The organism is Micromonospora sp. II, from assembly GCF_001709195.1.
Lineage (GTDB): Bacteria > Actinomycetota > Actinomycetes > Mycobacteriales > Micromonosporaceae > Micromonospora > Micromonospora chalcea.
The window spans coordinates 27325-49532 of sequence record NZ_LYXF01000089.1 but is presented as its reverse complement, the minus strand read 5'-3'; the positions used below and the strand labels follow the sequence as shown (position 1 = coordinate 49532).

At 72.5% G+C, this 22208-nt stretch carries 21 protein-coding genes; 5 read left to right on the top strand and 16 right to left on the bottom strand.

Annotated features, from left to right (window positions below; genetic code table 11):
* Positions 1-5 precede the first annotated feature (5 nt).
* Complete coding sequence (locus A8711_RS30320; RefSeq protein ID WP_069090076.1) at positions 6-1166, bottom strand: acyl-CoA dehydrogenase family protein; 1161 nt, start codon at positions 1164-1166, stop codon at positions 6-8.
* Between the two features lies 1 nt (position 1167).
* Positions 1168-2025, bottom strand: a complete 858-nt coding sequence (locus A8711_RS30315) for an SDR family oxidoreductase (RefSeq protein WP_233607768.1) — start codon at positions 2023-2025, stop codon at positions 1168-1170.
* A 139-nt stretch (positions 2026-2164) separates the two neighbouring features.
* Here A8711_RS30315 and A8711_RS30310 point away from each other — a divergent pair, with 139 nt between their 5' ends.
* The 3 genes from A8711_RS30310 to A8711_RS31845 are packed head-to-tail and all read left to right on the top strand — an operon-like array spanning position 2165 to position 5590.
* Positions 2165-3379: an MFS transporter gene (locus tag A8711_RS30310; protein ID WP_043324830.1), complete on the top strand. Its 1215-nt coding sequence runs from the start codon at positions 2165-2167 to the stop codon at positions 3377-3379.
* A gap of 35 nt (positions 3380-3414) precedes the next feature.
* A complete protein-coding gene (locus A8711_RS30305; RefSeq protein WP_197494859.1) occupies positions 3415-4236 on the top strand; it encodes an SDR family NAD(P)-dependent oxidoreductase in 822 nt (273 codons plus the stop codon).
* Positions 4229-5590 (top strand): SDR family oxidoreductase, encoded by a 1362-nt coding sequence (locus tag A8711_RS31845; RefSeq protein WP_158629876.1) that lies wholly within the window; start codon positions 4229-4231, stop codon positions 5588-5590. The genes A8711_RS30305 and A8711_RS31845 overlap by 8 nt, the downstream gene beginning before the upstream one ends.
* A 10-nt stretch (positions 5591-5600) precedes the next feature.
* Here the strand turns inward: A8711_RS31845 and A8711_RS30295 are convergent, their stop codons facing one another.
* Positions 5601-6410: an SDR family oxidoreductase gene (locus A8711_RS30295; RefSeq protein ID WP_069090074.1), complete on the bottom strand. Its 810-nt coding sequence runs from the start codon at positions 6408-6410 to the stop codon at positions 5601-5603.
* Complete coding sequence (locus A8711_RS30290; RefSeq protein ID WP_069090073.1) at positions 6407-7147, bottom strand: hypothetical protein; 741 nt, start codon at positions 7145-7147, stop codon at positions 6407-6409. Before A8711_RS30290 ends, A8711_RS30295 begins: the two co-directional genes overlap by 4 nt.
* A gap of 211 nt (positions 7148-7358) precedes the next feature.
* Here A8711_RS30290 and A8711_RS31840 point away from each other — a divergent pair, with 211 nt between their 5' ends.
* Together A8711_RS31840 and A8711_RS30280 are read left to right on the top strand one after the other, a co-directional pair.
* Positions 7359-8612 carry a MaoC family dehydratase N-terminal domain-containing protein gene (locus A8711_RS31840; RefSeq protein ID WP_083297139.1) on the top strand — a complete coding sequence of 418 codons (1254 nt, stop codon included), beginning with the start codon at positions 7359-7361 and terminating at the stop codon, positions 8610-8612.
* A gap of 10 nt (positions 8613-8622) precedes the next feature.
* Positions 8623-9576 carry a zinc-binding dehydrogenase gene (locus A8711_RS30280; protein WP_069090072.1) on the top strand — a complete coding sequence of 318 codons (954 nt, stop codon included), beginning with the start codon at positions 8623-8625 and terminating at the stop codon, positions 9574-9576.
* A gap of 5 nt (positions 9577-9581) precedes the next feature.
* On the opposite strand, the gene A8711_RS30275 is transcribed toward A8711_RS30280, so the two are convergent.
* From A8711_RS30275 to A8711_RS30220, 12 genes are all read right to left on the bottom strand, one after another.
* Positions 9582-10106 carry a nitroreductase/quinone reductase family protein gene (locus A8711_RS30275; protein ID WP_051611044.1) on the bottom strand — a complete coding sequence of 175 codons (525 nt, stop codon included), beginning with the start codon at positions 10104-10106 and terminating at the stop codon, positions 9582-9584.
* Complete coding sequence (locus A8711_RS30270) at positions 10103-11572, bottom strand: MmgE/PrpD family protein (RefSeq protein WP_069090071.1); 1470 nt, start codon at positions 11570-11572, stop codon at positions 10103-10105. Before A8711_RS30270 ends, A8711_RS30275 begins: the two co-directional genes overlap by 4 nt.
* A gap of 3 nt (positions 11573-11575) precedes the next feature.
* On the bottom strand, positions 11576-12409 hold the full coding sequence (locus A8711_RS30265) for an ABC transporter ATP-binding protein (protein ID WP_051611046.1): 834 nt from the start codon (positions 12407-12409) through the stop codon (positions 11576-11578).
* Complete coding sequence (locus A8711_RS30260; RefSeq protein WP_064446347.1) at positions 12409-13467, bottom strand: ABC transporter ATP-binding protein; 1059 nt, start codon at positions 13465-13467, stop codon at positions 12409-12411. Before A8711_RS30260 ends, A8711_RS30265 begins: the two co-directional genes overlap by 1 nt.
* A gap of 26 nt (positions 13468-13493) precedes the next feature.
* On the bottom strand, positions 13494-14432 hold the full coding sequence (locus tag A8711_RS30255; protein WP_043324834.1) for an ABC transporter permease: 939 nt from the start codon (positions 14430-14432) through the stop codon (positions 13494-13496).
* Positions 14429-15370, bottom strand: a complete 942-nt coding sequence (locus tag A8711_RS30250) for an ABC transporter permease (protein ID WP_043324835.1) — start codon at positions 15368-15370, stop codon at positions 14429-14431. The genes A8711_RS30255 and A8711_RS30250 overlap by 4 nt, the downstream gene beginning before the upstream one ends.
* 138 nt (positions 15371-15508) lie before the next feature.
* Positions 15509-17086, bottom strand: coding sequence for an ABC transporter substrate-binding protein (locus A8711_RS30245; RefSeq protein WP_064446348.1), 1578 nt, complete (start codon positions 17084-17086; stop codon positions 15509-15511).
* A 128-nt stretch (positions 17087-17214) separates the two neighbouring features.
* Positions 17215-18396 (bottom strand): lipid-transfer protein, encoded by a 1182-nt coding sequence (locus A8711_RS30240; protein ID WP_043324837.1) that lies wholly within the window; start codon positions 18394-18396, stop codon positions 17215-17217.
* Between the two features lies 1 nt (position 18397).
* The gene (locus A8711_RS30235) at positions 18398-18823 is read right to left on the bottom strand and encodes a MaoC/PaaZ C-terminal domain-containing protein (RefSeq protein ID WP_233607861.1); all 426 of its coding nucleotides are present in this window, start codon (positions 18821-18823) and stop codon (positions 18398-18400) included.
* Positions 18820-19947 (bottom strand): acyl-CoA dehydrogenase family protein, encoded by a 1128-nt coding sequence (locus A8711_RS30230; protein WP_069090070.1) that lies wholly within the window; start codon positions 19945-19947, stop codon positions 18820-18822. The genes A8711_RS30235 and A8711_RS30230 overlap by 4 nt, the downstream gene beginning before the upstream one ends.
* A complete protein-coding gene (locus A8711_RS30225) occupies positions 19947-20972 on the bottom strand; it encodes a bifunctional MaoC family dehydratase N-terminal/OB-fold nucleic acid binding domain-containing protein (protein ID WP_069090069.1) in 1026 nt (341 codons plus the stop codon). Before A8711_RS30225 ends, A8711_RS30230 begins: the two co-directional genes overlap by 1 nt.
* Positions 20969-22153, bottom strand: coding sequence for an acyl-CoA dehydrogenase family protein (locus tag A8711_RS30220; protein WP_069090068.1), 1185 nt, complete (start codon positions 22151-22153; stop codon positions 20969-20971). The genes A8711_RS30225 and A8711_RS30220 overlap by 4 nt, the downstream gene beginning before the upstream one ends.
* Between the last annotated feature and the right edge of the window lie 55 nt (positions 22154-22208).

Genomic DNA, 22208 nt, shown 5'->3' with positions numbered 1-22208 from the left:
TCACCTCATCGGGGCAGGCCGAGCAGGCGCTCGGCGATGATGTTGCGCTGGATCTCGTTGGAGCCGCCGTAGATCGTGTTGGCGCGGCTGAAGAGGAAGTGGGTCTGGGCGTCGTCCAGCTCGTACCCGGGCCCGGTGAGCAGCGCCCCGGCCCCCTCGACGTCGACCGCGAGCTCACCCAGCGAGCGGTTCCACGTGGCCCACTGGAGCTTGGAGATCGACGCCTCCAGACCGGACAGCCCTTCACCGGCGGACGCGAGCAGCCGCACCGCCGAGTGCCGCATCACCTCGAGCCCGATGTATGCGTCGACGAGGCGGTCACGCAGCGCCGGCTCCTGCCAGGCGCCGTTGGAGCGGGCCCGGGCGATGACGGCGTCGAGGCGCCGGCGGAAGCCGATCTGCTGGCCGAGGGTGGACACGCCCCGCTCGAAGCCCAGCGTGCCCATGGCGACCTTCCAGCCCTCGCCCTCGGCGCCGACACGGTGCTCGACGGCGGCGACGGCCTCGTCGAAGAAGACCTCGTTGAACTCGCTCGTGCCGGTCAGCTGGGTGATCGGGCGCACCGTCACGCCGGGCTGATTCATCGGCACCAGCAGGTAGGACAGGCCCGCGTGGCGGGTCGAGCCGGGATCGGTGCGGCACAGCACGAAGCACCAGTCGGCCAGGTGCGCCAGCGAGGTCCACACCTTTTGCCCGGTGATGACGTAGTGGTCGCCCCGGCGTTCGGCGCGGGTGCGCACCCCGGCGAGGTCCGAGCCCGCGCCGGGCTCGGAGTAGCCCTGGCACCAGATGTCCTCACCGCTGGTGATGCGGGGCAGGAAGCGGGCCTTCTGCTCCGGCGTGCCGAACGCGAGCAGGGTCGGGCCGAGCAGCTGCTCGGACATGTGCCCGAGCCGGCCGGGCGCGCCGGCGCGGGCGTACTCCTCGTGGAAGATGACCTGCTGGGCGAGGGTCGCGGGGCGACCGCCGTACTCGGTGGGCCAGGAGAGGCCGATCCAGCCGGCCCGGCCCAGGTGGCGCTCCCACTCGCGGCGCAGCTCGTGCGCCTCGTGCTCGCGTCCCTCGCCGCCGGTGCCGACGGCCTCGGCGAACGGTCCGGTGAGGGCCTCCTGGAGCCAGCCGCGGATCTCGGCCCGGAACTGCTCGTCGCTCACCGGCGCACCCATGTCAGGCACCGTAGACGGGGGTCGGCGGCTCGGAGCGGGCGATGAGGTCGGCGACCACGTCGGTGAGCTCCTCCGGTTCCCATCGGCCGCCCTTGTCGGCGGCCGGCCCGTGGCGCCAGCCGTCGGCGAGCGAGACCTCGCCGCCGGCGACCTCGAAGACGGCGCCGGTGACGGCCCGCGCGGCGTCGGAGCCGAGCCAGACCACGAGCGGGGAGACGTTTGCCGGGTCCATCGCGTCGAAGCCCGTCGCGGGGGCGGCCATCGCCTCGGCGAAGACGGCCTCGGTCATCGGGGTACGGGCCGAGGGGGCGATCGCGTTGACGACGATGCCGTACCGGGCCCACTCGGCGGCCGCGATCTGGGTCAGCGCGGCGATCCCGGCCTTGGCGGCACCGTAGTTGCCCTGTCCGACGCTGCCCATGAGCCCCGCGCCGGAGGATGTGTTGACCACGCGCGCGGCGACCGGGCGGCCGGCCTTGGCCTCGTCCCGCCAGTAGGCGGCGGCGTGGCGCATCGGGACGAAGTGTCCCTTGAGGTCGACCCGCAGGACCAGGTCCCACTCCTGCTCGCTCATGTTGACAAGCATCCGGTCGCGGTTGATGCCGGCGTTGTTGACGAGGGTGTGCAGCCCGCCGAAGGTCTCGACCGTCTCGCGCACGAGGCGCTCACCGTAGGCCCAGTCGCTGACGTCGCCGGTGCTGACGACCGCGCGGCCGCCCAGGGCGCGGATCTCGTCGACGACGGCCTGGGCCGCCTCCCGGCTGCTGTCGATGTCGTTGACGACGACGTTTGCGCCCTGCCGGGCGAATTCGAGGGCGTGGACCCGGCCCAGCCCCTGTCCGGCACCGGTCACGATCACCGTTCGTCCTGCGCAGAAGCCGCTCACGGCACGCCCTTTCACTCGAGGTACGGGAAGAAAACCACACCCGGCACTAGCTATGCAAGCAAGCGCTTGGTAGGGTCCCGGAAACGACAGAAGGATGGCGAAAGACGTGAAAATGTTCTCGGCCCTGCAATTCCGAGACTTCCGCTTCGTACTCCTGACCCTGGTGTTGTCCCAGGCCGGCTACTGGGGCTGCAACATCGCCTTCCAGTCGGTGCTGATCGAGAGCGACGCCACCCCGGCGACGATGGGGGCGCTCTTCTTCTGTCTGCTCGTGCCGTTCACGCTCTTCTCCATCCCGGCCGGGGTGCTGGCCGACGCGGTCGACCGGCGGCGGCTGCAGATCGGCGTGCTCCTGGCGACCACCGTCCTGGCCGGGGTCTGCGCGGCGACGATCGCGGCCAGCATCGTCGCCCTGCCCGTGATGCTCGGGCTCGCCTTCCTCGCCGGCACCGGAATCAGCTTTCTGTCCCCCGTGACCCAGGCGCTCGTGGCAAACACCGTCCCGGCCGAGGCGCTCGGCCATGCCGTCCCGATCCAGGCGGCCGGGCTCAACCTCGCCCGCTCGATCGGCCCCGCGGTCGCCGGGCTGATCCTCGTGGCCTGGGGACCGCTGGGCACGTTCGTGATGTACGCGACGCTCACTCTCGCCGCGGCCGCCGCCGCGGTAGCGGTCCGCACCCGGCGCATCCCGCCGGCCGTCCGGGTGGCCCGGGAGAGCCTGGCCACCCAGGTACGCGCGGGGATCCGGCACGCCCGCGAGCGTCCTCCGGCCGCGCTCTGCCTCGTCATCGTCGCGGTGAACGCGTTCTTCGGGTGCGCCTTCACCACCCAGCTCCCCGTCCGGGCGGCCGCGACCACTGACAACCCGGACCCGGTCTTCCCCGTGCTCGTGGCGCTGACCGGGCTGGGCTCGCTCCTCGGCATCCTCGTCGTGGCCCGCCTCTCCGAGCGCATCGCCACCGTGTGGCACGCCGCTGTCACCCTCGTTCTGCTCGGCCTGAGCAACGCCCTGCTCGGCGCCGCCACGACGGTGCCCGTGCTCGCGGCGGCCGCGCTGCTGTGCGGCACGTTCAGCATCGGCGCCATGGTGACCCTGCAGACGGTGGTCCAGAAGGTCGTCGACGACGCGCAGCGCGGCCGGGTGATGAGCCTCTACTTCCTCGGCTGGGGTGGCATGCCGTTCGGCGCCCTCCTGCTCGGCGGGCTGAGCACGTGGCTCGGCTCCACGACCGCGTTCCTGCTGTACGCCGCCGCATGCCTGGCCACGGCCGCCACCGTGCTCCTGTGGTTGCGCCGCGGACGCGCCGACCCCCTCCCCGCGACCTGACCTCCCCCGGCCCTCCCACCTCCTCAGGAGTTGTCGTGACCGACCAGTCCTCCCCGACCGCGCCCACGGCGGCACTGCCCGTGCCCGCCGACTTCGTCCACCGCGCCGGCGTCGCGCTCGTCACCGGCGGCACCGGCGGCCTCGGCCGGGTCATCGCCCGCGAGCTGGCGCGCCGAGGGTCGGCGGTGGCGATCACCTACCGCAGCGACGCCGACGCCGCCCGGCAGGTGCTCGACGAACTGCCGCCCGTCGCGTCCGGCACGCACTCGGCGCACCACCTCGATCTCACCGACGCCGAGGCCACCGCCGCGCTCGTGGCGCAGCTCACCGGAAGCCGCGGGCCGCTGCACACGGTCGTGCACGCGGCCGGGCCGCACGTGCCCATGCGGCACCTGTCCACAGTGCGTCCCGAGCAGTTCGCCACTCAGGTCGCAAACGACACGACCGCCTTCTTCACGCTGGTCTCGGCCTGCCTCCCGGCCCTGCGGCAGAGCCGTGGCAACGTCGTGGCGATCACGACCGCGGCGACGACGCGCTACCCCGCCCGGGACGGCCTGTCCGCCGCGCCGAAGGCGGCGGTCGAGGCGCTCGTACGGGCCTTCGCCAACGAGGAGGGCCGCTTCGGCATCCGGTTCAACTGCGTCGGGCCGGGCATGCTCACCGACGGGATGGCCGAGCGGCTGATCTCCTCGGGGGACCTCGACGAGCGCGCCCTGGCCGTCGCCCGGTCCTCGACTCCACTGCGGCGGTTCGGCAGTGCCCTCGACATCGCCGAGGCCGCCTGCTTCCTGGCCAGCGACCGGGCCGGCTTCATCTCCGGGCAGAAGCTCGACGTCGACGGAGGCTTCGGTGTCTGAGCCGTCGCGGTCCCTCCCGGTCGAGCTGGACGCGCTGCTCGCCGAGCGGGCCGTCGAACGGGCCCTGCTGCGCTATGCACGCGGGATCGACCGGATGGACCGGGCCCTGGCCGCGAGCGCCTTCCACCCGGACGCCCGGATCACCCTCGGCGGGACCACCGCCGACCGGGACACGATGCTGGACACGGTCTTCGCGCTCGTGGCGCGGCGCACCATGACGATGCACTACCTGACGAACATCCTGGTCGAACTCGACCCGGCCGACCCGGACCGCGCCCGGGCCGAGACGTACGGCATCGCGTTGCAGCGCAGCACGTCCGAGCCGCCACGCGGCAACATCATCAGCGGGTTCCGCTACGTCGACCTGGTCACCCGGCGCGCGGGCGAGTGGCGCGTGCGGGAACGCCGCACCGTCTCGGAGTGGCAGCGGGTCGACGACCTCGCCGGCCAGTGGCCGATCCCCGAGGCGGCACTGCGGGGAGCCCGCGACGCCTCCGACCCGATCAGCAGCCCGTGGCCGCCCGGCGGCCCGGCGGCCCGGCTGCGGAGGCCGGGCCGGACCCGGCCGGCGAGCCCGGGCGCCCCTGTGGGTGACCCGCGGCCGGGGGTCGGCGCCGACGCGCCGCGGCTCGGCTTCCGCACGGGCGACGTCGTCGTCGTGACCGGTGCCGGCAGCGGGATCGGCGCGGCGACCGCGGTAGCAGCCGGCGCCCAGGGACTCGTGGTGTCCGCGTGGGACCTCGACGCCGCCGCACTCGCGGCGGTGAGCGCCGCCGTCCGCGCGGCGGGCGGGGTGGTCGACCCGCACGTGGTCGACGTCGCCGACGAGGCGGCCGTGCGCGCGGCCCTGGCCGGGACCCGCTCGGCGTACGGGCCGGTGCGCCACCTCGTCAACAACGCCGGCCCGTCCTCGGCGACCGAACTCGACTTCGACCACGCCGTACGGCTGTGTGTCGGCAGCGTACGGTCGGTGACCCGGGCCTGGCTCGAACAGGCCCCGCCCGAGGCGACCCTCGTGAACACCGCCTCGGTCGCCGGCACCGCCGTGGGCACCGCCTCCGACTGGTACAGCGCGGCGAAGGCAGCGATCGTCGGCTACACCCGGCACCTGGCCGCGCACCGGGCCGACGTCGTACGGGCCAACGCGGTCGCACCCGGCATGGTGGACACCCCGAGGTTGCGGGGCTTCGCCGAGTCCCCGACGGGGCAGTCCGTGCTGGCCCGGGTGCCGAGCCACCGGATGGCCACACCGGACGAGATCGCCTGGCCGATCCTCTTCCTGCTCTCGCCGCTGGCCTCGTACGTCAACGGGGCGGTGCTCGTCGTCGACGGCGGGTGGACCGTCACGCAGTGAACGCGGCCGGTCAGCTCGGGTCGGTGCCCGGGCCGCCGAGCATCGCCCGCATCCCGCCGTGGTTGCCGGCGACGAGGGCGGCCCGGTCCGGTCCGGAGCGCCGCGCGGCGACCTCGGCCTGCTGGCGCACCACGTGCACCGGGCCGGCGCCCAGGGCCGCCAGCCCCTCGGCGGCGACGTCGGCCGGGTCGGCCGCGCCGGTCAGGTCGAGGCCGGCGCGCGCCATGGCGGGGGTGGCAGTGAGCCCGAGCACCAGGTGCAGCACGTCGACACCGACCTGCCGCAGCTCGAGCCAGAGGCCCTCGGTGAAGATCCGGGTGAAGGCCTTGGCGGCGGCGTAGACGCCGATGTCGGCGTGGCCGAGGTAGCCGGCCGAGGAGCCGACGACGAGGATGCCGCCGCGGCCGCGTGCGGCGAGCCGGGCGCCGAGCTCCCGGCAGAGTTCGAGCGGGCGGGTCACGTTGAGATCGATGACGGCCCGGACCCGGGCGAGGTCCGCCTCGACGAAGCGGCTGCGGTAGGTGTTCGCGCCCGCGTTGAGGACGAGCAGGCCGAGGTCGAGGTCGGCGACGGCCTCGACGATCCGGGCGGTCGCGTCCGCGTCGAGCAGGTCCAGGGCGAGCACGCGGCACGGGACCCCGTGCGCCCGGACCCGGTCGGCGGTCTCCCCGAGCGGCGCGGGCTTGCGGGCGACGAGCACGATGCCCAGGCCGGCCCGGGCCAGCTGCTCGGCGAACGCGGCGCCGACCCCCTCGGAACCGCCGACGACCAGGGCCCAGGGCCCGTAGCGCTCGAACAGTCCGGCGGTGGCCTCGCTCATGCCACGCGGTCCGTCGCCGTGACGGGCTCGTCGAACCAGTCCCACTCCCAGGGTGTGATGGTGGCCAGGGGCCCGGTGAACAGCGGGGTGGCCGTGCCGGCGAGCGCCGTGGGCGGGGCCGCCGGCGGGTCCGCGGCCAGGGCCCGCGCGAACTCGACCGGGTCGGCTTCGAGGTAGGTGAGCCGGATCCGCACGACGGGTCCGTCGGGGCGGCTGCGGCTCGGGGCGCTGCGGAAGGTCCACACGCCCGCGACGCCGTCGCGCGCGAGCAGGTCGGGCACCTGCGTCTCGTGCTCGAACCGGGACAGGTCGGCCACGTCCGGGCGCTGGGACGTCTCGACCCGGCTCACCTCGACGTACACCCCGCGGTGGGGCCGGAACGGCAGCGCGGCGAGGGTGACCAGTGCCCGGGGGGCGACGTGGCCCTGGACGGGCCGGAACATCCGGGTCATCGGCCGTTCGGTCCAGGCCAGCTCCGGACGCCGACCCTGGTGGATCGCCCGGTCGCCGAGGTCCGTCCACTCGGCGACCGAGTCCGCGGCCGGCTCGGCGAACCAGTACATCGCCATGTACTGGCTGCCGGCGAGGGCGGGGTCGGGGTAGCTGCCGAGCCGCTCGCACGCGGGCGTACGCACCCAGCGGTCGCCGTGCACGACCCCGGGCAGGGCGAGGTTCTCGGGGCGGTGGTCGAGCTGATGCCAGGCGTTGTAGTCGCGATGGCGGGCGGGGTCGGTCACCTTCGGAAACGAGAAGAAGGCTCGGGTGGCTGTCGCTGGGGTGCTGGGGAGCATCTCGGCCCTCTTCGCGGGTCGGGGCGCTGGTGACGCACGATCGGTCCGGTGTCGCCGCCGGGGCGCGGCCGGTGTTTCGAGCCTTGACCCTAGGGCAGCGCCGGTCATATGGTCAAGCAAGCGCTTGGTTGACACCGTTGTCCGCAAGAGGAGCCCCATGACCGGCAGTGACGCGGATTTCCGCGCCCGACTCGACGCTCTGATCGGCCTCACCGACCCGCCACGCCGGGCCAAGGACGCGATCACCGAAGCGGCCATCCGCGTCTGGTGCGACGCCGTCGGCGACGAGAACCCCGCGTACCAGGACCCCCGGTGGGCCGCCCGCTCCGTCTGGGGCGGCATCGTGGCCCCGGCGACCTCGCTGAACATGTGGACCCTGCCGGGCAACAGGCGCGCTCACCGCCACGCCGAGAGCCTCGACCGGGTCAACGAGGTCCTCGCCACGCGCGGGTTCACCTCGGTGGCCGCGGTGCAGACGGAGCACACCTACGTACGCCCGCTGCGCCCCGGCGACCACCTGGAGCAGTTCCCCTCCATCGGCGCGGTCTCCCCCGAGAAGTCCACCCGGCTCGGCCGGGGCCACTTCGTCGACCTCGTCAGCGACTACCGCACCGTCGAGGGCGAGCCGGTCGGGCGCGTCGTCCTGCGGATGCTCCGCTGGAACCCGGCGACCCGGACCGAGGGCCCGGCGAGGTCAGGGGACCGCCTCGCCCGCCCGGTACGCCCGGCCGCCGCCCCGGTCGACCTGCCGCCGGCCGGCACCACCGGCACCCTGACCGCGCACCTGCAACCCGGCTACGCCGCCGCCCCCCTCGACGAGCGCCCCTACCTCGTCGGTAGCGCCGACCTCGCCGACGGGACCCGCTTCACCGGAGACGTCGCGTACCTGCGCCCCGACCTCGTGCACGACGGCATGCCGGTCGTCGTGGCGCACCGGCGCACCCGCGACGGGGCGATCCTGCCGGTGCTCACCGCCCCCCGGCCGCAACGCCGCACGAGCACCCGCACCGGGGCCGAGGTGAGCATCGGGCAACGCCTCGCGCCCTGGCCGATCCCCGTCACCCAGCTGTCCATCGCGGCGCTGGCGACCGCGACGTTCGACTTCAACGACGTGCACCTCGACCGCGACGCGGCCCTGGAGCGAGGCGCCCGCGACGTCTACATGAACATCCTCGGCTCGAGCGCGCTGGTCAACTGCTACCTCACCGACTGGGCCGGGCCGGAGGCTCGCCTGGTCGACTTCCGTACCCGCCTGGCCGCGCAGAACCACCCCGGCGACACCTGCACGCTCGACGGCGTCGTCACCGGCCTGCAGCCGGCCGACAGGGGAACGCACGTCACCGTCGACGTCCGCGGCACCAACAGCCTCGGCGACCACGTCATCGCCTCCGCCACCATCGCCCTGCCCTGAGAGGAATCGCGTGCTCGCCAGCTACGTCGTCGACTCCGGCTCCCCCGACAGCCTGCGCCTCGGCCGACTCGACGCCCCGGCGCCCGGCCCCGGTCACGTGCTCGTGCGGGTCCAGGCGGCAAGCCTGGACCGGGTCGACACCTACATCCGTCGCGGCACCCACGGGATGGCGGTCACCGGCCCGACCATCCTCGGCCGGGACGTCGCCGGCACCGTCGTGCGGACCGGTCCGGGCGTCACCGGCTTCACCGCCGGCGACGCGGTCGTCGGGCTGACCACCGGCGCCCACGCCGAGTACGCCGTCGTCCCGGCCACGCACTGCTTCCCGCGACCGGCCGCGCTCGACGCCGTCCACGCCGCGGCGGTGCCCACCGCCGGACGCACCGCCTACGACGCGGTCGTCAACCTCGCCGGCGTACGCCCCGGCGACCGGGTCCTCGTCGTCGCCGCCGCGGGCGCGGTCGGCACCTTCGCCGTCCAGTACGCCCACCACCTGGGCGCGCGCGTCTTCGGCACCAGCGCCCCGGCGAAGGCCGACGCGGTACGCGCTCTCGGCGCGCTCGACGTCGTGGACCACTACCGCCCCGACGTCGTCGAGTCCCTGCGTGCCGCGCTGCCCGGCGGCGAGGTGGACGTCATCGTCGAGTCGGTCGGCGGCGCCCTCTGGTCCGACGTGCTCAAGGTCCTCGCCCCCGGCGGCCGGCTGGTCACCTGCGGCGTCACCGCCGACAGCCACGCCCACCTGCACCTGGGTCGCCTCATGGTCAAGGGCTGGACGCTGCGCGGCATCGGCCGGCCCGGGCCCGAGGCGGTGGCCGGCCAGCTACGCGAGGCGCTCACCCTCTCGGCCGTGACCGCCGCCCCCGCGATCGCCGCGACGTACCCGCTCGAGCAGGCCACTGTCGCGCACGACCGGCTGGAGGCGTCCGAGTTCGTCGGGCGGATCGTCCTCACCACCGGCTGAGCCGCTCAGGCGAGCGGCTCCCCCGAGACGGCGGTCAGGACGACGAGCGGGATCTGCCGCCCGAAGCCGGCGGCCCGTTCGGCGTAGCGTCCCACGTTCGGCTTGCGCGCCACGACGTGCGCGAACAGCTCCGGGTCGCGCTCGCCGTCGGTCACCCGCGCCCGCACCGGGACCGTCCTGCGCCGCAGGACGATCCAGCACAGTTCGTGGTGACGCGCGTTGACCACCCAGGCGGGGTCCTTGGGGCCGCCGCCCTTGGAGCCGACGACCACCAGATCCTTCCCGTACGGCACGTAGGGCAGCGCCGCGTCGCGCAGTTCCCCGGAGCGACGGCCCACAGTCGTCAGCAGCAGCGTGGGGTGGTACGGGAACCTGCCCGCCAGCGCGTACTGCAACGACACGAGCGAGAACCCGGTCCGTCGCACGAGGAACCGGTCGAACGCCATCCCGCGCGGCCCGCGGATGACGATCAGCCACGACCGGCCGTACGAGGCGAACGACCTCGTCTCCGCGCCGATCCGTCGGCTCACCGCGCACGCGCCAGCAGCGGCGACAGCGTCTCGGCGACGTCGGCGACGTCGTCGATGCCCCGGACCACCTCGACGAGCCGCTCCTGCGTGTCCGCGTCGAGGATCCCGTCGCAGAACGAGGCCAGCTTGCCGGTCACGAAGTCCCAGTCCGCCCGCGTCGTGTCGTCCCACGGGTCGCCCTGGGCGAAGTCCGACTCGACCACGTACTCCCGGCCGCCGGCCCGGATCGTCAGCGCGCCCCGCGTCCGGCGGATCTGGCCGCCCGGGTGTTCCCTGAGGTCGGCCTCCCACTCCGCGTCGAGCACCGGGTCGGGCGCCGTCGTGATCCGGCGCGCCAGGTCCCACACCGCTGGGTCGGCCAGCCGCTCGGGGTCGTACCACTGCGGTCCCGGTGCGTGCCCGAGCAACGCCAGCGCCGCGGCGTACGGCATGTTGAAGGCGCCGTCCAGCGGCGCGACGGCGGTGTCCGGGATCCGCGGGGCCGGCTCCCGGAACTGCAACGTCCGGTAAGCCGCCGGGCTCAGCCGGATCTCCATGGACTCGATCTGCGACACCGGCACCCCGTGGGTGCCCGGGAACGCGCGGATCGCGTCGAGCGCCGCGTGGGTGAAACGGCACGTCGGGTACGGCTTGAGCGACGTCTCGGTGATCCACCACTTCGACCCCAGGCCGGCGACCATCTCGTGCCGCTCGCCGCCGAGGAAGCCCATCGCCTCGATGAAGCCCGGGGTGCGGTCCAGCACGTCCAGGTCGCCGGTGTAGCCCTCCTCGGCCAGCGCCGCGCCGAGCATCCCGGCGTGCGCGATCGCGCCGTACGGGCCGTACTTGAACGCGTTGAACGAGCGCCGCTCGGCCATGTAGGAGTTCTTCGCCGGCGGGGCCAGCCAGGCGACCAGGCCGAGCGCGTGGGCCAGCCGCTCCGGCTCCCAGCCGCCGACGACAGCGCACGCCGCGGCCGCGCCCATCGAGGCGTACCCGTGCGACGACAGCGGCGACCAGCGGAACTGTCCGTCCTCGAAGGCCATGAGCGAGGTCGACAGGTTCAGCCGCGCGTTGATCTCGAACGCGATGATGCTCGCGCGCAGCAGGCTCGCCCCGTCGGCGTGCAGCCGCTCGGCCTCCGCCAGACCGGCCGCGACGCCGAACACCGCGAAGTGCGCCGAGTTGAAGAACGTGTCGTCGGCGTCCAGCGCGTTCATCATGTCCGCGTTGGCGTGCGCGGCGTTGATCGCCGCGACCCGCTGCTCCAGCCCGAACACCGTCGCCTCGGCGGGGCCGCCGAACCGGGCGGCGACCCGCTGGACCATGCGGCTGCGCCGCAACCGCACCGCCGCCAGCCCGCAGACGAGCGAGTCGAGCAGGACGAGCCGGCCGTAGTCGCGTACCGACTCGGGGATCTCCTCGTCGCGGGTCGTCGCGAACCGCGCCAGCAGTTGCGTCCGGGTCGGTTCCGTCGTACCGGTCACCGTTCAGCCCACCCTTCCCGGCGCGACGAGCCGGTTGCCCTGCGCGTCGCGCGGCAGCGGCACGGGGATCGCCGCGAGCAGCTTCTTCGTGTACTCCTGCCGCGGGTTGGCGAAGATCTGGTCCGTCGTGTCCGTCTCCACCACCTCACCTGCGGCCATCACCATGACCCGGTCGGCGATGACCTCGACGAGGGCCAGGTCGTGACAGACGAACAGGTACGCCAGACCCAGCTCCTCCTGCAGGTCCCGGAGCAGGTTGAGCACCTGCGCCCGCACCGACACGTCGAGCGCCGCGACCGGTTCGTCGCACACGATGAGGCTCGGCTTCATCGTCAGCGCCCGGGCGATCGCGACCCGCTGCAACTGCCCGCCGGACAGCTCGGCCGGGTAGCGCTCCAGGTAACGCGAGCCGATGCCGACCTTGTCGAGCAGCTCGACGGCCTCCTTCTCGCGGGTGGCCCGGTCCTTGTCGGTGTGCACGAGGAGAGGCTCGGCGACCGCGTCCCTGATCGTCATCCGCGGGTCGAGCGAGCTGTACGGATCCTGGAAGATCATCTGCATCCGCTGGCGCAGCGCGCGCAGTTGCTTCGGCTTCGTGGCCAGTACGTCGATCCCGTCGAAGGTCACCGAGCCGGAGTCCGGCTCGATGAGGCGCAGCACCATGCGCCCGACCGTCGACTTGCCCGCGCCGGACTCGCCGACGACGGCGAGGCACTCGCCGCGCTCCAGGGTGAAGCTCACCCCCTTGACCGCGTTCAACCATTTCGTACGCCGGCCGAGCCAGTCCCGGCCGGCGCTGAACGACTTCGTGAGGTTCTCGACTTCGAGCAGGCTCATCAGACCGTCACTCCATCCAGAGAGAGCTCCGCGGCCCGCACGCACCGCGCATGGTGCTCGGCGGCGCCGTCGAGACGGACCAGGCCGGGGTGGGCCACGTCGCACCGGCCCGGCACGGCGAACTCGCACCGGCTGCTGAACCGGCACCCGTGCGGCCAGGCGCCCGGCGCCGGGATGCCACCGGGGATCGCGCGCAACCGCCGGTCGGTGCTCAGGCCCGGCTTCGGGATCGAGCCGATCAGGCCGGACGTGTAGGGGTGCCGCGGGTGGAAGAACAACTGCTCCGAGGGCGCGTTCTCGGCCACCTCGCCGGCGTACATGACCACGACGTCCCGGCACAGCTCGGCCACCACCGCGAGGTCGTGGCTGACGAACAGCAGCGCCACCCCGGTCTGCTCCTGCAGGTCGCGCAGCAGTTCGAGGATCCGTTCCTGCACCGTCACGTCGAGCGCCGTCGTCGGCTCGTCGGCGATGAGCAGGCGCGGGTTGCACGCCATGACCATCGCGATCATGACGCGCTGGCACATGCCGCCGGAGAACGCGTGCGGGTAGTCGTCGATCCGCTGCGCCGCCCGCGGGATCTGCACCATGTCGAGCATCTCGACGGCACGGGCCCGGGCTTGCTTGCGGTTCATGCCCAGGTGCTTGCGCACCGACTCGGCGATCTGGTCCCCGACGGTGTACGCCGGGTTGAGGCTGCGGATCGGCTGCTGGAAGATCATGCCCATGCCCGGGCCGCGCAGGTCCCGCCACTGCTTCTGGGTGCCCGCGGTGAGATCCACGCCGTCGAAGACGATCCGGCCCGAGGCGATCCGTCCTCCGGTCGCCCCGGTCAGGCCCATCACCGCGATGGAGGTCACCGTCTTGCCCGACCCGGACTCGCCGACCAGGGCCATCGAACCGCCCGGCTTGAGCGAGAACGAGACGTCCTGGACGGTCGTCTGCCAGCCGCCCGAGGGCGAGGGGAACTCGACGCTCAGGTTCTCCACGCGCAGCAGGTCCGCCGTCCCGCCGGTGGCGTCGGTCCTGGTGCCGGCGGGCGCCGTTTCACGTGCCATGTCAGCTCCTGGTGGTTGCCGGACGGTCAGTTGCCCGAGCGGGTGCGCACGAGGGCGCGACGGACGCCGTCACCGACGTAGGTGAAGGCGAGGACGGCGAGGAAGATCATCACGCCGGGCGGCCACACGAGGTACGGCGCGAGGCGCATGTTCGACGAGGCGGTCGAGAGCATCGAGCCCCAGCTGGCCGCGGGGGCCTGGACGCCCAGCCCGAGGAAGCTCAGGCTCGCCTCGGCCGCGACGGCGGTACCAAGCGACACCGAGATGACGAGGATGATCGGCGGCAGCACGTTGGGCAGCACGTGCCGCACCGCGATCCGCAGGGTGCTGCAGCCCAGGGCGATCGAGGCCTCGATGTAGGTCTCGTGCCGCACGTCCATCGTGCCGGCGCGGGCCACCCGGAAGAAGCGCGGGGCCATGACCAGGCCGATGGCGAGCATCGCGTTGGTGATGCCGGCGCCGAGGACCGCGACGATGGTGATGGCCAGCACGAGCGACGGGGCGCTCATCAGCGCGTCCATGATGCGGGTCAGGATCGCGTCGACCCAGCCGCCGCGGTAGCCCGCGATCATGCCGAGCGGCAGACCGAGGACGAGCGCGACGGCCGCGGCCTGCAGCGCCGCCCACAGCGAGACCCGCGCGCCGAAGATGAGCCGGCTCAGCACGTCCCGGCCGTAGTCGTCGGTCCCCAGCCAGTGCTCGGCGTTCGGCGGCCGGAGCCGCAGCAACAGGTTCTGCACGTCGGGGTCGTACGGTGCCAGGGCCGGGGCGAAGATCGCGATGAAGGTCAGCACGAGCAGGAAGACGCCGGCCGCGATCGTCGCGGGGCGGCGCACGATGCTCTTGAGGATGCCGGGGGCGGCGACCGGCTCCGGTTCGCCCGTGCCGATGGCCGCCGCCGGCACCTCGGCGAGGCCCGAGTCGTTCCCCGGCGCCGGAGCCGAGGGGGTCTGGTTGGCGCTCATGACCGCACCTTCGGGTTGAAGTAGCCGTAGGAGATGTCGACGATGAGGTTGACGAGCACGACGACAGTCGTGCTGAACAGGACGAAGCCGAGCAGCACCGGGATGTCACGGCCCTGCACCGCCTCGATCGCGGTACGACCGAGGCCCGGCATGTTGTAGATCATCTCGATGGTCACCGACCCGGCGAGGACCTCCGCGACGCGGAAGCCGAGGACGGTGACGACGGGGATGCATGCGTTCTTCAGGGAGTGCTTGAACACCACGCTGGATCGCGACAGTCCCTTGGCCTCGGCGTTGAGGACGTAGTCGGACTTCATGACCTGCCCGAGCGCCGAGCGGAGTTGCAGGGTCACCTCGGCCGCGGGTAGCAGGCCGAGGGCGATGCCCGGCAGGACGAGGTGCGACAGCCACGGCCAGAAGCCGTCGGCCAGCGGCTGGTAGCCGAACGCCGGAAACATCTGCAGGCCCACCGCGAAGACCGAGGCGAGCACGAGGCCGAACCAGAAGCCCGGGATGGCGATCGCGATCGAGGCGAGCCCGTTGACGAACCGGTCGACGATGCCACCGGAGCGCAGCGTGGCCACGAGGGCGAGGGTGGCCCCGAGCACGACGGCGAAGATCATCGCGACGAGCACCAGCGACATCGTCGTGGCCATTCGCCGCGTCAGCAGCTCGATGACTGTCTGATCGGACAGGAAGGACGTGCCGAGGTCGCCGCGCAGGACGTCGCCGACCCACATGGCGTAGCGCACCAGGACCGGAGCGTTGAGGTTGAGTTCCTCGCGGATCGCCTCGACACGTTCCGGGGTCGGCTCGTCGCCGGCCAGGACGACGGCCGGGTCGCCCGGAGCGAGTTCGATCAGGGCGAAGACGAGCAGCGGGACGACGAACAGCAGGGGTATTGCCGCGAGCAAGCGCCTGCTGGCGTAGCGGATCATGTCCTACCTCGACTCTGAGCGTGTGCCTGGGACTGCGCCTCGCACGGCCTGGTGCCGGCAAGGCCGGTGGTGTCGCCGCCGGCCCCCGCCGCAGCGGGTGGTCCGGCGGCGACGCCACCGGTGGTCAGGAGCGACCGGTTACTTCTTGACGGCGATGTGGCGCAGGTCCCAGATGCCGATGTTCGACATCGGGATGTTGTCGGTGCCGACGATGTTCGCCTTCGAGACGTTCGCGTTGGTCTGGTTGCACAGCGGCACGAACCAGGCCTGCTCGAGCGTCGTCTTCCAGATGTCCTGGTACAGCGGGGCCCGCTTGTCCATCGGCAGCGTGGGGTTGGCGGCCTCGGCCGCCTTGCCCGCGATGAGCGAGGGGTCCGCGGCGAGCTTGTACGTGTTCAGCATGTAGGTGTTCACCGTCGCCGCCGGGTCGGCCTTCGGGCTCCACGACGTGCCGACCATCAGCTCGAAGTCGCCGGCGATGAAGCGCGGCTCGTTCTCGGTGTTGGGCACGGGGTTGAGCGTCGCGTCGACGCCGGCGGCCCGCAGGGACGCCTGCACGACGTTTGCCGGCTGCTCGGCGTTCGTGCCCGCGGCGAAGGTGACCGACACCTTGGCGCCGCCGGCCTGCTGCACGAGGGCCTTGGCCTTGTCCACGCTGAACTCGTACGGGTAGGTGTAGCTCGGGATGCGGCTCGGGTCCGTCTCCGGCACGACCTGGCGGGTCGGCGTGCAGTAGCCGCTGAAGAGCGCGCTGATCGCCTCCGGGTCGACCGCGTGGGCGATCGCCTGGCGGACCTCCGGCTTGACGAGGTCGCCCTTGTTGGCGCGCAGGTAGATGCCGACGACGTTCTTGAACTTCACCTGGTGCTGCTGGAGACCGCTGCCCGGGGTGACGATCTTCTCCACCGTGGCGATCTCGCCGGCCGAGCTGAGCGGGGCCAGGTCGACCTGGCCGCTCTGCAGGCCGTTGAGGCGGGCGGCGGCGTCGGGCACCCGCTGCAGCTCGATGCCGCCGAGACGGCCGACGTTCGGGTCCCAGTAGTTGTCGGCCCGCTTGAGGACGAGCTTCTCCTGGGGGACGAGCTGGGTGGCGATGTACGGGCCGGACCCGGCGGTGCCGGGATTGTTCTTGATGTCGGCGCCGTCCTTGATCGCCTTCGGGCTGACCATCATGCCGGCCGTGCCGGTGAAGGACGCGGGCAGCTGGACGCCCTTGCCCTTGACCAGCTTGAGGCGCGCGGTCGTCGCGTCGACGACCTCGACCGACTCGATGTCGGCGAGGTCGCTCTTGAGGGTCGAGCCCTCGAGCGTCTTGCCGCGCTCAATGTTGACCTTGACGGCCTCGGCGTCGAACGGCGTGCCGTCGTGGAACTTCACGTCGTCCCGGAGCTTGAGTTCCAGGACGCTGCCGTCCTCGACGAAGTTCCACTCCTTGGCCAGGCCCGGGACGATCTTGTCGTCCTTGTCCAGCATGGTCAGCCGGTCCCAGACGAGGAACAGGTAGCCCCACGCGCCGTAGCTCGTCTGCAGGGCCGGGTCGAGGTCGCGCAACGGACCCGCCGACGCGAACTTGAGCACTGCCGACGTGTCGATCTCGCCCTGCGCGGCGCTGCTGCCGCTGCCGGAGTTGTCCGGCGAGCTGCAGCCGGCCAGGGCGAGAGCCCCGATGCTGATCAACGCGACCACACGTTTGCGGGCCGTTATGGTGACGCCCATTCTCATCCTTCCTAAACACGAGCCGAGTCGTTCCGGCTGATCAGAGGTGGTGTTGTCCCTTCCGGCCGCTGCCGGGTGGGATCCGTGGGTCGCTGACGGCCTTCGGAGCTGTGGTGGTGGCCGGCGTCTCAGCCCTCCGCGGAGAGGATCAGTGCACTGGTGGGAACGCCGACGCCCGCCGTCACCAGGACGTTGCGGACGCCGTCGGGCTGGTTGGTCGAGGTGCCCCGGACGAGGCGGACGCCCTCCGCGACACCGTTCGTGCCGTGCAGGTAGGCCTCGCCGATCTGGCCGCCGTGGGTGTTCGTCGGCAGCGAGCCGGTGACCTCCAGGTTGCCGTCGGCGATGAAGTCCTTGGCCTCACCGCGACCGCAGAAGCCGTACTCCTCGAGCTGGTTGAGCACGTACGGCGTGAAGTGGTCGTAGAGGATCGCCGCGTCCATGTCGGCGGGACCGAGCCCCGACTGGGCCCACAACTGCCGGGCGCAGAGCTCGACCTCGGGGATCCGGGTCAGGTCCTCGCGGTAGTAGCTGACCATCTGGTACTGGTCCGGTCCCAGGCCCTGGGCCGCGCCCCGGATGTAGACCGGGGTGACGGGCAGGTCCTTGGCGCGTTCGGCGCTGACGACGACCATCGCCTGGCCGCCGTCGGTCTCCTGGCAGCAGTCGAACAGGTGCAGCGGCTCGGCGATCCAGCGCGAGGCCTGGTGCTCCTCGAGCGTGAGCGGCTTGCCGTAGAACCACGCCCTGGGGTTGTTCGCGGCGTGCTTGCGGGCGAGCACCGCCACCCGGCCGTAGTCCTCGCTGGTCGCGCCGTACGTGTGCATGTAGCGGCGGGCGAACATCGCGGTGTGCTGGGCCGGGGTGAGCAGGCCGTACGGGTTGACCCAGGAGCGGTACTCGTTGTCCGAGGTGGCCTGGGTCTTCGCCGGCGGAGGTCCCTGCCCGAAGCGGACGCCGGAGCGCTCGTTGAAGGCGCGGTACGCCACGACGACGTCGGCGATCCCGCTCGCGACGGCCATGGCGGCCTGCTGGACGGGGGCGCAGGCGCCGCCGCCGCCGTAGGGGATCCGGGAGAAGAACTTCAGCTCGGGGATGCCCAGGCTGCGGGCGACCATGTTCTCCGGGTTGGTCTCCATGGTGAAGGTCGTCATGCCGTCGACGTCGGCTGGGCTCAGGCCCGCGTCGGCCAGGGCGGCCGAGACGGCCTCGACGGCCAGCTGCAGCTCGCTGCGGCCGGAGTTCTTCGAGAACTCCGTCGCGCCGATGCCGACGACAGCGGTGCGACCCGACAGGAAGGTGGACGTCACGTCACTGCTCCGATCCGCGGGGCAGGCGCACTGTCACCTCGGAGACGACGTGCCCGCCCTTGCTGTTCATGCCACGCACCGCGACGCGCACGGTGTCCTCCTCGACGCCGACGACCTCACCGGTCAGCCGCATCACGTCACCCGGGAAGTTCGGCACCCCGAGGCGGGTGCTCAGGCGCACCATGCGCGCGGCGGGGCCGGCCCAGTCGGTGACGTAGCGGCCGACGAGCCCGTTGGTGTGGTTGATGCTCATGTACGTGTCGGGGGTGCCGCGACGCTGGGCCTGGGCCGGGTCGTGGTGCACGTCCTCGTAGTCGCGGGTCGCGAGCGCGCCGGCGACGATGACGGTCCGGGTCAGCGGGATCTCCAGCTCCGGCAGCATGTCGCCGGGGCTCACCTGCTCGATGGTGATCTGCGTGCCGCTCACAGCTGCTCCCCCTCGCCCACGAGGTCCGCGAGCTGCTGCAGGTGCCAGGCTCCCGAGCCGCCGGTGTTGGCAAGCTGCGTGGTCCAGAGCATGTAACGGTGGATCGGATAGGTGACGTCGGCGCCCATGCCGCCGTGCACGTGCTGCACGGTGCGCGCGACGCGGTCGCCCGCCTCGGCGGCCCAGTACTTCGCGACGTGCACCGCCGCCCGGGACGGCCGCCCGGTCGTCTCGCGCCACAGCGCGTTGAGGTAGGTGACCTCCATCGCCTCGGTGTCGATGTGGCAGTCGGCGAGCTGGTGGGCGACGGCCTGGAAGGTCGCGATCGGCACACCGAACTGCTCACGGCCCGAGGTGTAGTCGGCGGCCTGGCGTACGGCGGCCTGGCTGACGCCGCTCTGCAGAGCCGCCACCGCGGTCCAGACCTGGCGCAGCAACCAGTCGAACCGGTCCTCCTCGGGGCCCTCGGCGAGCAGCGCCGCGGCGGCGTCCTCGAAGTGAACGTCGGAGGCGAGTCCACGGTCGGTGCGCTCGAACGTGTCCCGGCGTACCCCGGGTCCGGCGGTCGGCACGAGGTACAGCCCGACCGCACCCGCCTCGTCGGTGGCCGGGACGACGATCGCGTCGGCGAGGTGCGCCGAGCGGACGCCGACGGCGGTGCCGCTCAGGGTGACCCCGTCACCGCCGGGCTCGGCGCCGGACCGCGCGCGGACGCGGGCGCCGTACGGCCGGGCGTCGGTCAGGTCGTCGACGGCCACGGTGAGGACCGCGTCCCCGGCGGCCACGCGGGGCAGCCACTCGGCCTGCTGCTTGGCGTTGCCGTAGCGCAGCAGCGGCAGGACGCCGCCGACGAGGGTCTCCCACAGCGGGACGGTGCCGAGCGTGCGGCCCTGTTCGACGAAGACCCCGGCGACCTCCCACAGGCCCAGCCCGGCGCCGCCGTGCTCCTCGGGCACGGGCAGCCCGAGGATGCCGGACTCGGCCAGGTCGCGGTACAGGACGCGGTCGAAGCGGTCCGGCCCGGCCTCGATGTCGAAGAGCCGCTGCGGGTCGCCGTTGCGCGAGAACACGTCGCGCGCCAGGTCGTTGACCGTGACCTGCTCCTCGGCGAGCTGGAAGTCCATCAGTTCCCTTCCTCTTCTGTGGGCTCCGATGCGGAGGTCGCGGCCCGGAAACGCGGCAGCGTGAGGTTCTCGTCGTAGTCGAGCCAGTCGACCTGCACGGGCATGCCGATCTCGACCTCGCCGGCGTCCCCGACGAAGTCGGCGACCAGACGGGTGCCCTCTTCGAGGTCGACGAGCACGACGGTGAGCGGGTAGTCGTACCCGGGCGCCTTCGGGTGGTGGCTGACGACGTAGCTGTGCACGGTGCCCCGGCCGCTCGCCTCCACCTCGTGCCATGCGTACGAGTGGCAGGAGGGGCAGATCGGGCCGGGCGGGTGGCGCAGCGTGCCGCAGTCGGTGCAGGCCTGGATGACGAGGCGACGCTGCGCGGCGGCGGCGAACCAGAACGCGTTGTCGCGCAGGATGAACGGCTTGTGCCGCAGCGCCGGGTCGGCGGCGGCCGGCGCCGCGGGCTTGGCGCCGGACGGGTCGAAGCGCAGGATGCGGAAGCGCTGGCGGGCCACGACCTCGTCGTTCTGGTCGGTGTAGGTGCGCAGCGTCGTGATGAAGTGGCCGGTGCCCAGGCCGGTGGTCTTGCGCGGGGAGACGTCCTCGATGACAGTGGTCATCTTGATCTCGTCGCCCAGGCGCAGCTCGCGCACGTACTCGTGCTCGTCGTTCGTCGCGACGACCCCGACGAAGCCGGCGTCGGCGAGCAGCGCGAGCAGCCGGGCCATCGGGGTGTCCGGCGCGGCGCCCGCGGCGGCGGCCGTGTGGGCCTTGTAGCCGACCATGAGCCAGGTGGACAGCATCGGCGGCGGGGCGACGACGCCCTCGCGGCCGGTGTCGCGGGCGGCCCGGTCGTCGACGTAGACGGGGTTCTCGTCGCCCATCGCCTCGACGAAGTGCCGGATCATCGCCTGGTTGACGGCGTCCTGGGCGTAGCGGGTGGGCGTGGCCTCGAGGCCGACGAACTCGCGCAGACGGGCGAGGAAGGCGTCCTGGTCGGTGGCTTCGGAGGCGGGGGCCTGCGTCGTGGTGCTCATGCGGAACGCCCCTTCCTCGGCATGCCGAGACCGGCGACCGCGATCATGTCGCGCAGCACCTCGTTGGTGCCGCCGCCGAAGGTGTTGATGTAGGAGCCGCGGGTGTACGCCTCAAGCTGCCCGCCGAGGACGGCGTCCGGCGCGCCGGATCGCCGGGTCGCGCGGGGCCCGACGACGGAGACGAGGTTGCGGCAGACCCGGTCGTGGGTCTCCGTGCCGTAGACCTTGGCGACCGACGCGGCGGCGGGCGCCGGGTTCTGGCCCTCCCCCACGACGGCGATCTTCCAGTTGAGCAGGCGCATCGCGGTCAGCTCGGCGTAGTCGCGGGCCAGTTCCGTGCGCACCCACGGCTTGTCGAGGACGCGGTTGCCGTCGGCGTCGGGCTCGGCGGCCCACGCGGCGACGTCGGTCCACAGCTGCTCGGTGCGCCCGCCCATCGCGGCCAGGCCCACCCGCTCGTGACCGAGCTGGCCGGTGATGAGGCGCCAGCCGCCGTTGACCTCGCCGACGAGGGCTTCGGGGCCGACGCGTACGTCCTCGTAGTAGGAGGCGTTGGTGTGGGTGATGCCGCTGGTGGCGATCGGCGTGCAGCTGAAGCCCGGGTCCGACGTCGGCACGATGAGGATGGTGATGCCCTTGTGCTTCGGGGCGGCGGGGTCGGTGCGCACGGCCATCCAGACGAAGTCGGCCTGGCTGACACCGCTGGTGAACACCTTCTGGCCGTTGATGACCCAGCCACCGTCGGGCGTCGCCTCGGCCCGGGCGCTCAGCGAGGCGAGGTCGGTGCCGGAGCCCGGCTCGCTGTAGCCGATGGCGAAGATGACGTCGCCGGTCAGCATGCCCGGCAGGTAGGTGCGCTTCTGCTCCTCGGTGCCGTAGCGCATCAGCATCGGGCCGATGTTGTTGATGGTGACGAAGGGGAACGGCGCCTGGGCGCGGTTGATCTCGTCGAAGAGGATGTACTGGTCGATCGCCGGGCGGCCCTGGCCGCCGTACTCCGTGGGCCAGCCGAGTCCGAGCAGGCCGTCCTTGCCGATCTGACGGATGATCTCGCGGTAGGCCGGGCGGTCCTCGTTGGTGCCGCCGAGCGCCTCGCGGACCTCGGGCGTGAGCAGGCGCGCGAAGTAGGCTCGCAGCTCCCTGCTCAGCTCTCGCTGCTCGGGCGTGTACTCCAGGTACATGGATGTTCCTCATTCTCGGGGCGTGGGCGCCAGTCGGTGTGCCGGGCGGGCCGGC

Excerpts from the sequence above, each read along its gene's own strand:
- A8711_RS30320 (WP_069090076.1), bottom strand. The coding sequence starts at position 1,166 with ATGGGTGCGCCGGTGAGCGACGAGCAGTTCCGGGCCGAGATCCGCGGC.
- A8711_RS30310 (WP_043324830.1), top strand. The coding sequence starts at position 2,165 with ATGTTCTCGGCCCTGCAATTCCGAGACTTCCGCTTCGTACTCCTGACC.
- A8711_RS30295 (WP_069090074.1), bottom strand. The coding sequence starts at position 6,410 with ATGAGCGAGGCCACCGCCGGACTGTTCGAGCGCTACGGGCCCTGGGCC.
- A8711_RS31840 (WP_083297139.1), top strand. The coding sequence starts at position 7,359 with ATGACCGGCAGTGACGCGGATTTCCGCGCCCGACTCGACGCTCTGATC.
- A8711_RS30265 (WP_051611046.1), bottom strand. The coding sequence starts at position 12,409 with ATGAGCCTGCTCGAAGTCGAGAACCTCACGAAGTCGTTCAGCGCCGGC.
- A8711_RS30260 (WP_064446347.1), bottom strand. The coding sequence starts at position 13,467 with ATGGCACGTGAAACGGCGCCCGCCGGCACCAGGACCGACGCCACCGGC.
- A8711_RS30255 (WP_043324834.1), bottom strand. The coding sequence starts at position 14,432 with ATGAGCGCCAACCAGACCCCCTCGGCTCCGGCGCCGGGGAACGACTCG.
- A8711_RS30250 (WP_043324835.1), bottom strand. The coding sequence starts at position 15,370 with ATGATCCGCTACGCCAGCAGGCGCTTGCTCGCGGCAATACCCCTGCTG.
- A8711_RS30245 (WP_064446348.1), bottom strand. The coding sequence starts at position 17,086 with ATGGGCGTCACCATAACGGCCCGCAAACGTGTGGTCGCGTTGATCAGC.
- A8711_RS30230 (WP_069090070.1), bottom strand. The coding sequence starts at position 19,947 with ATGGACTTCCAGCTCGCCGAGGAGCAGGTCACGGTCAACGACCTGGCG.
- A8711_RS30225 (WP_069090069.1), bottom strand. The coding sequence starts at position 20,972 with ATGAGCACCACGACGCAGGCCCCCGCCTCCGAAGCCACCGACCAGGAC.
- A8711_RS30220 (WP_069090068.1), bottom strand. The coding sequence starts at position 22,153 with ATGTACCTGGAGTACACGCCCGAGCAGCGAGAGCTGAGCAGGGAGCTG.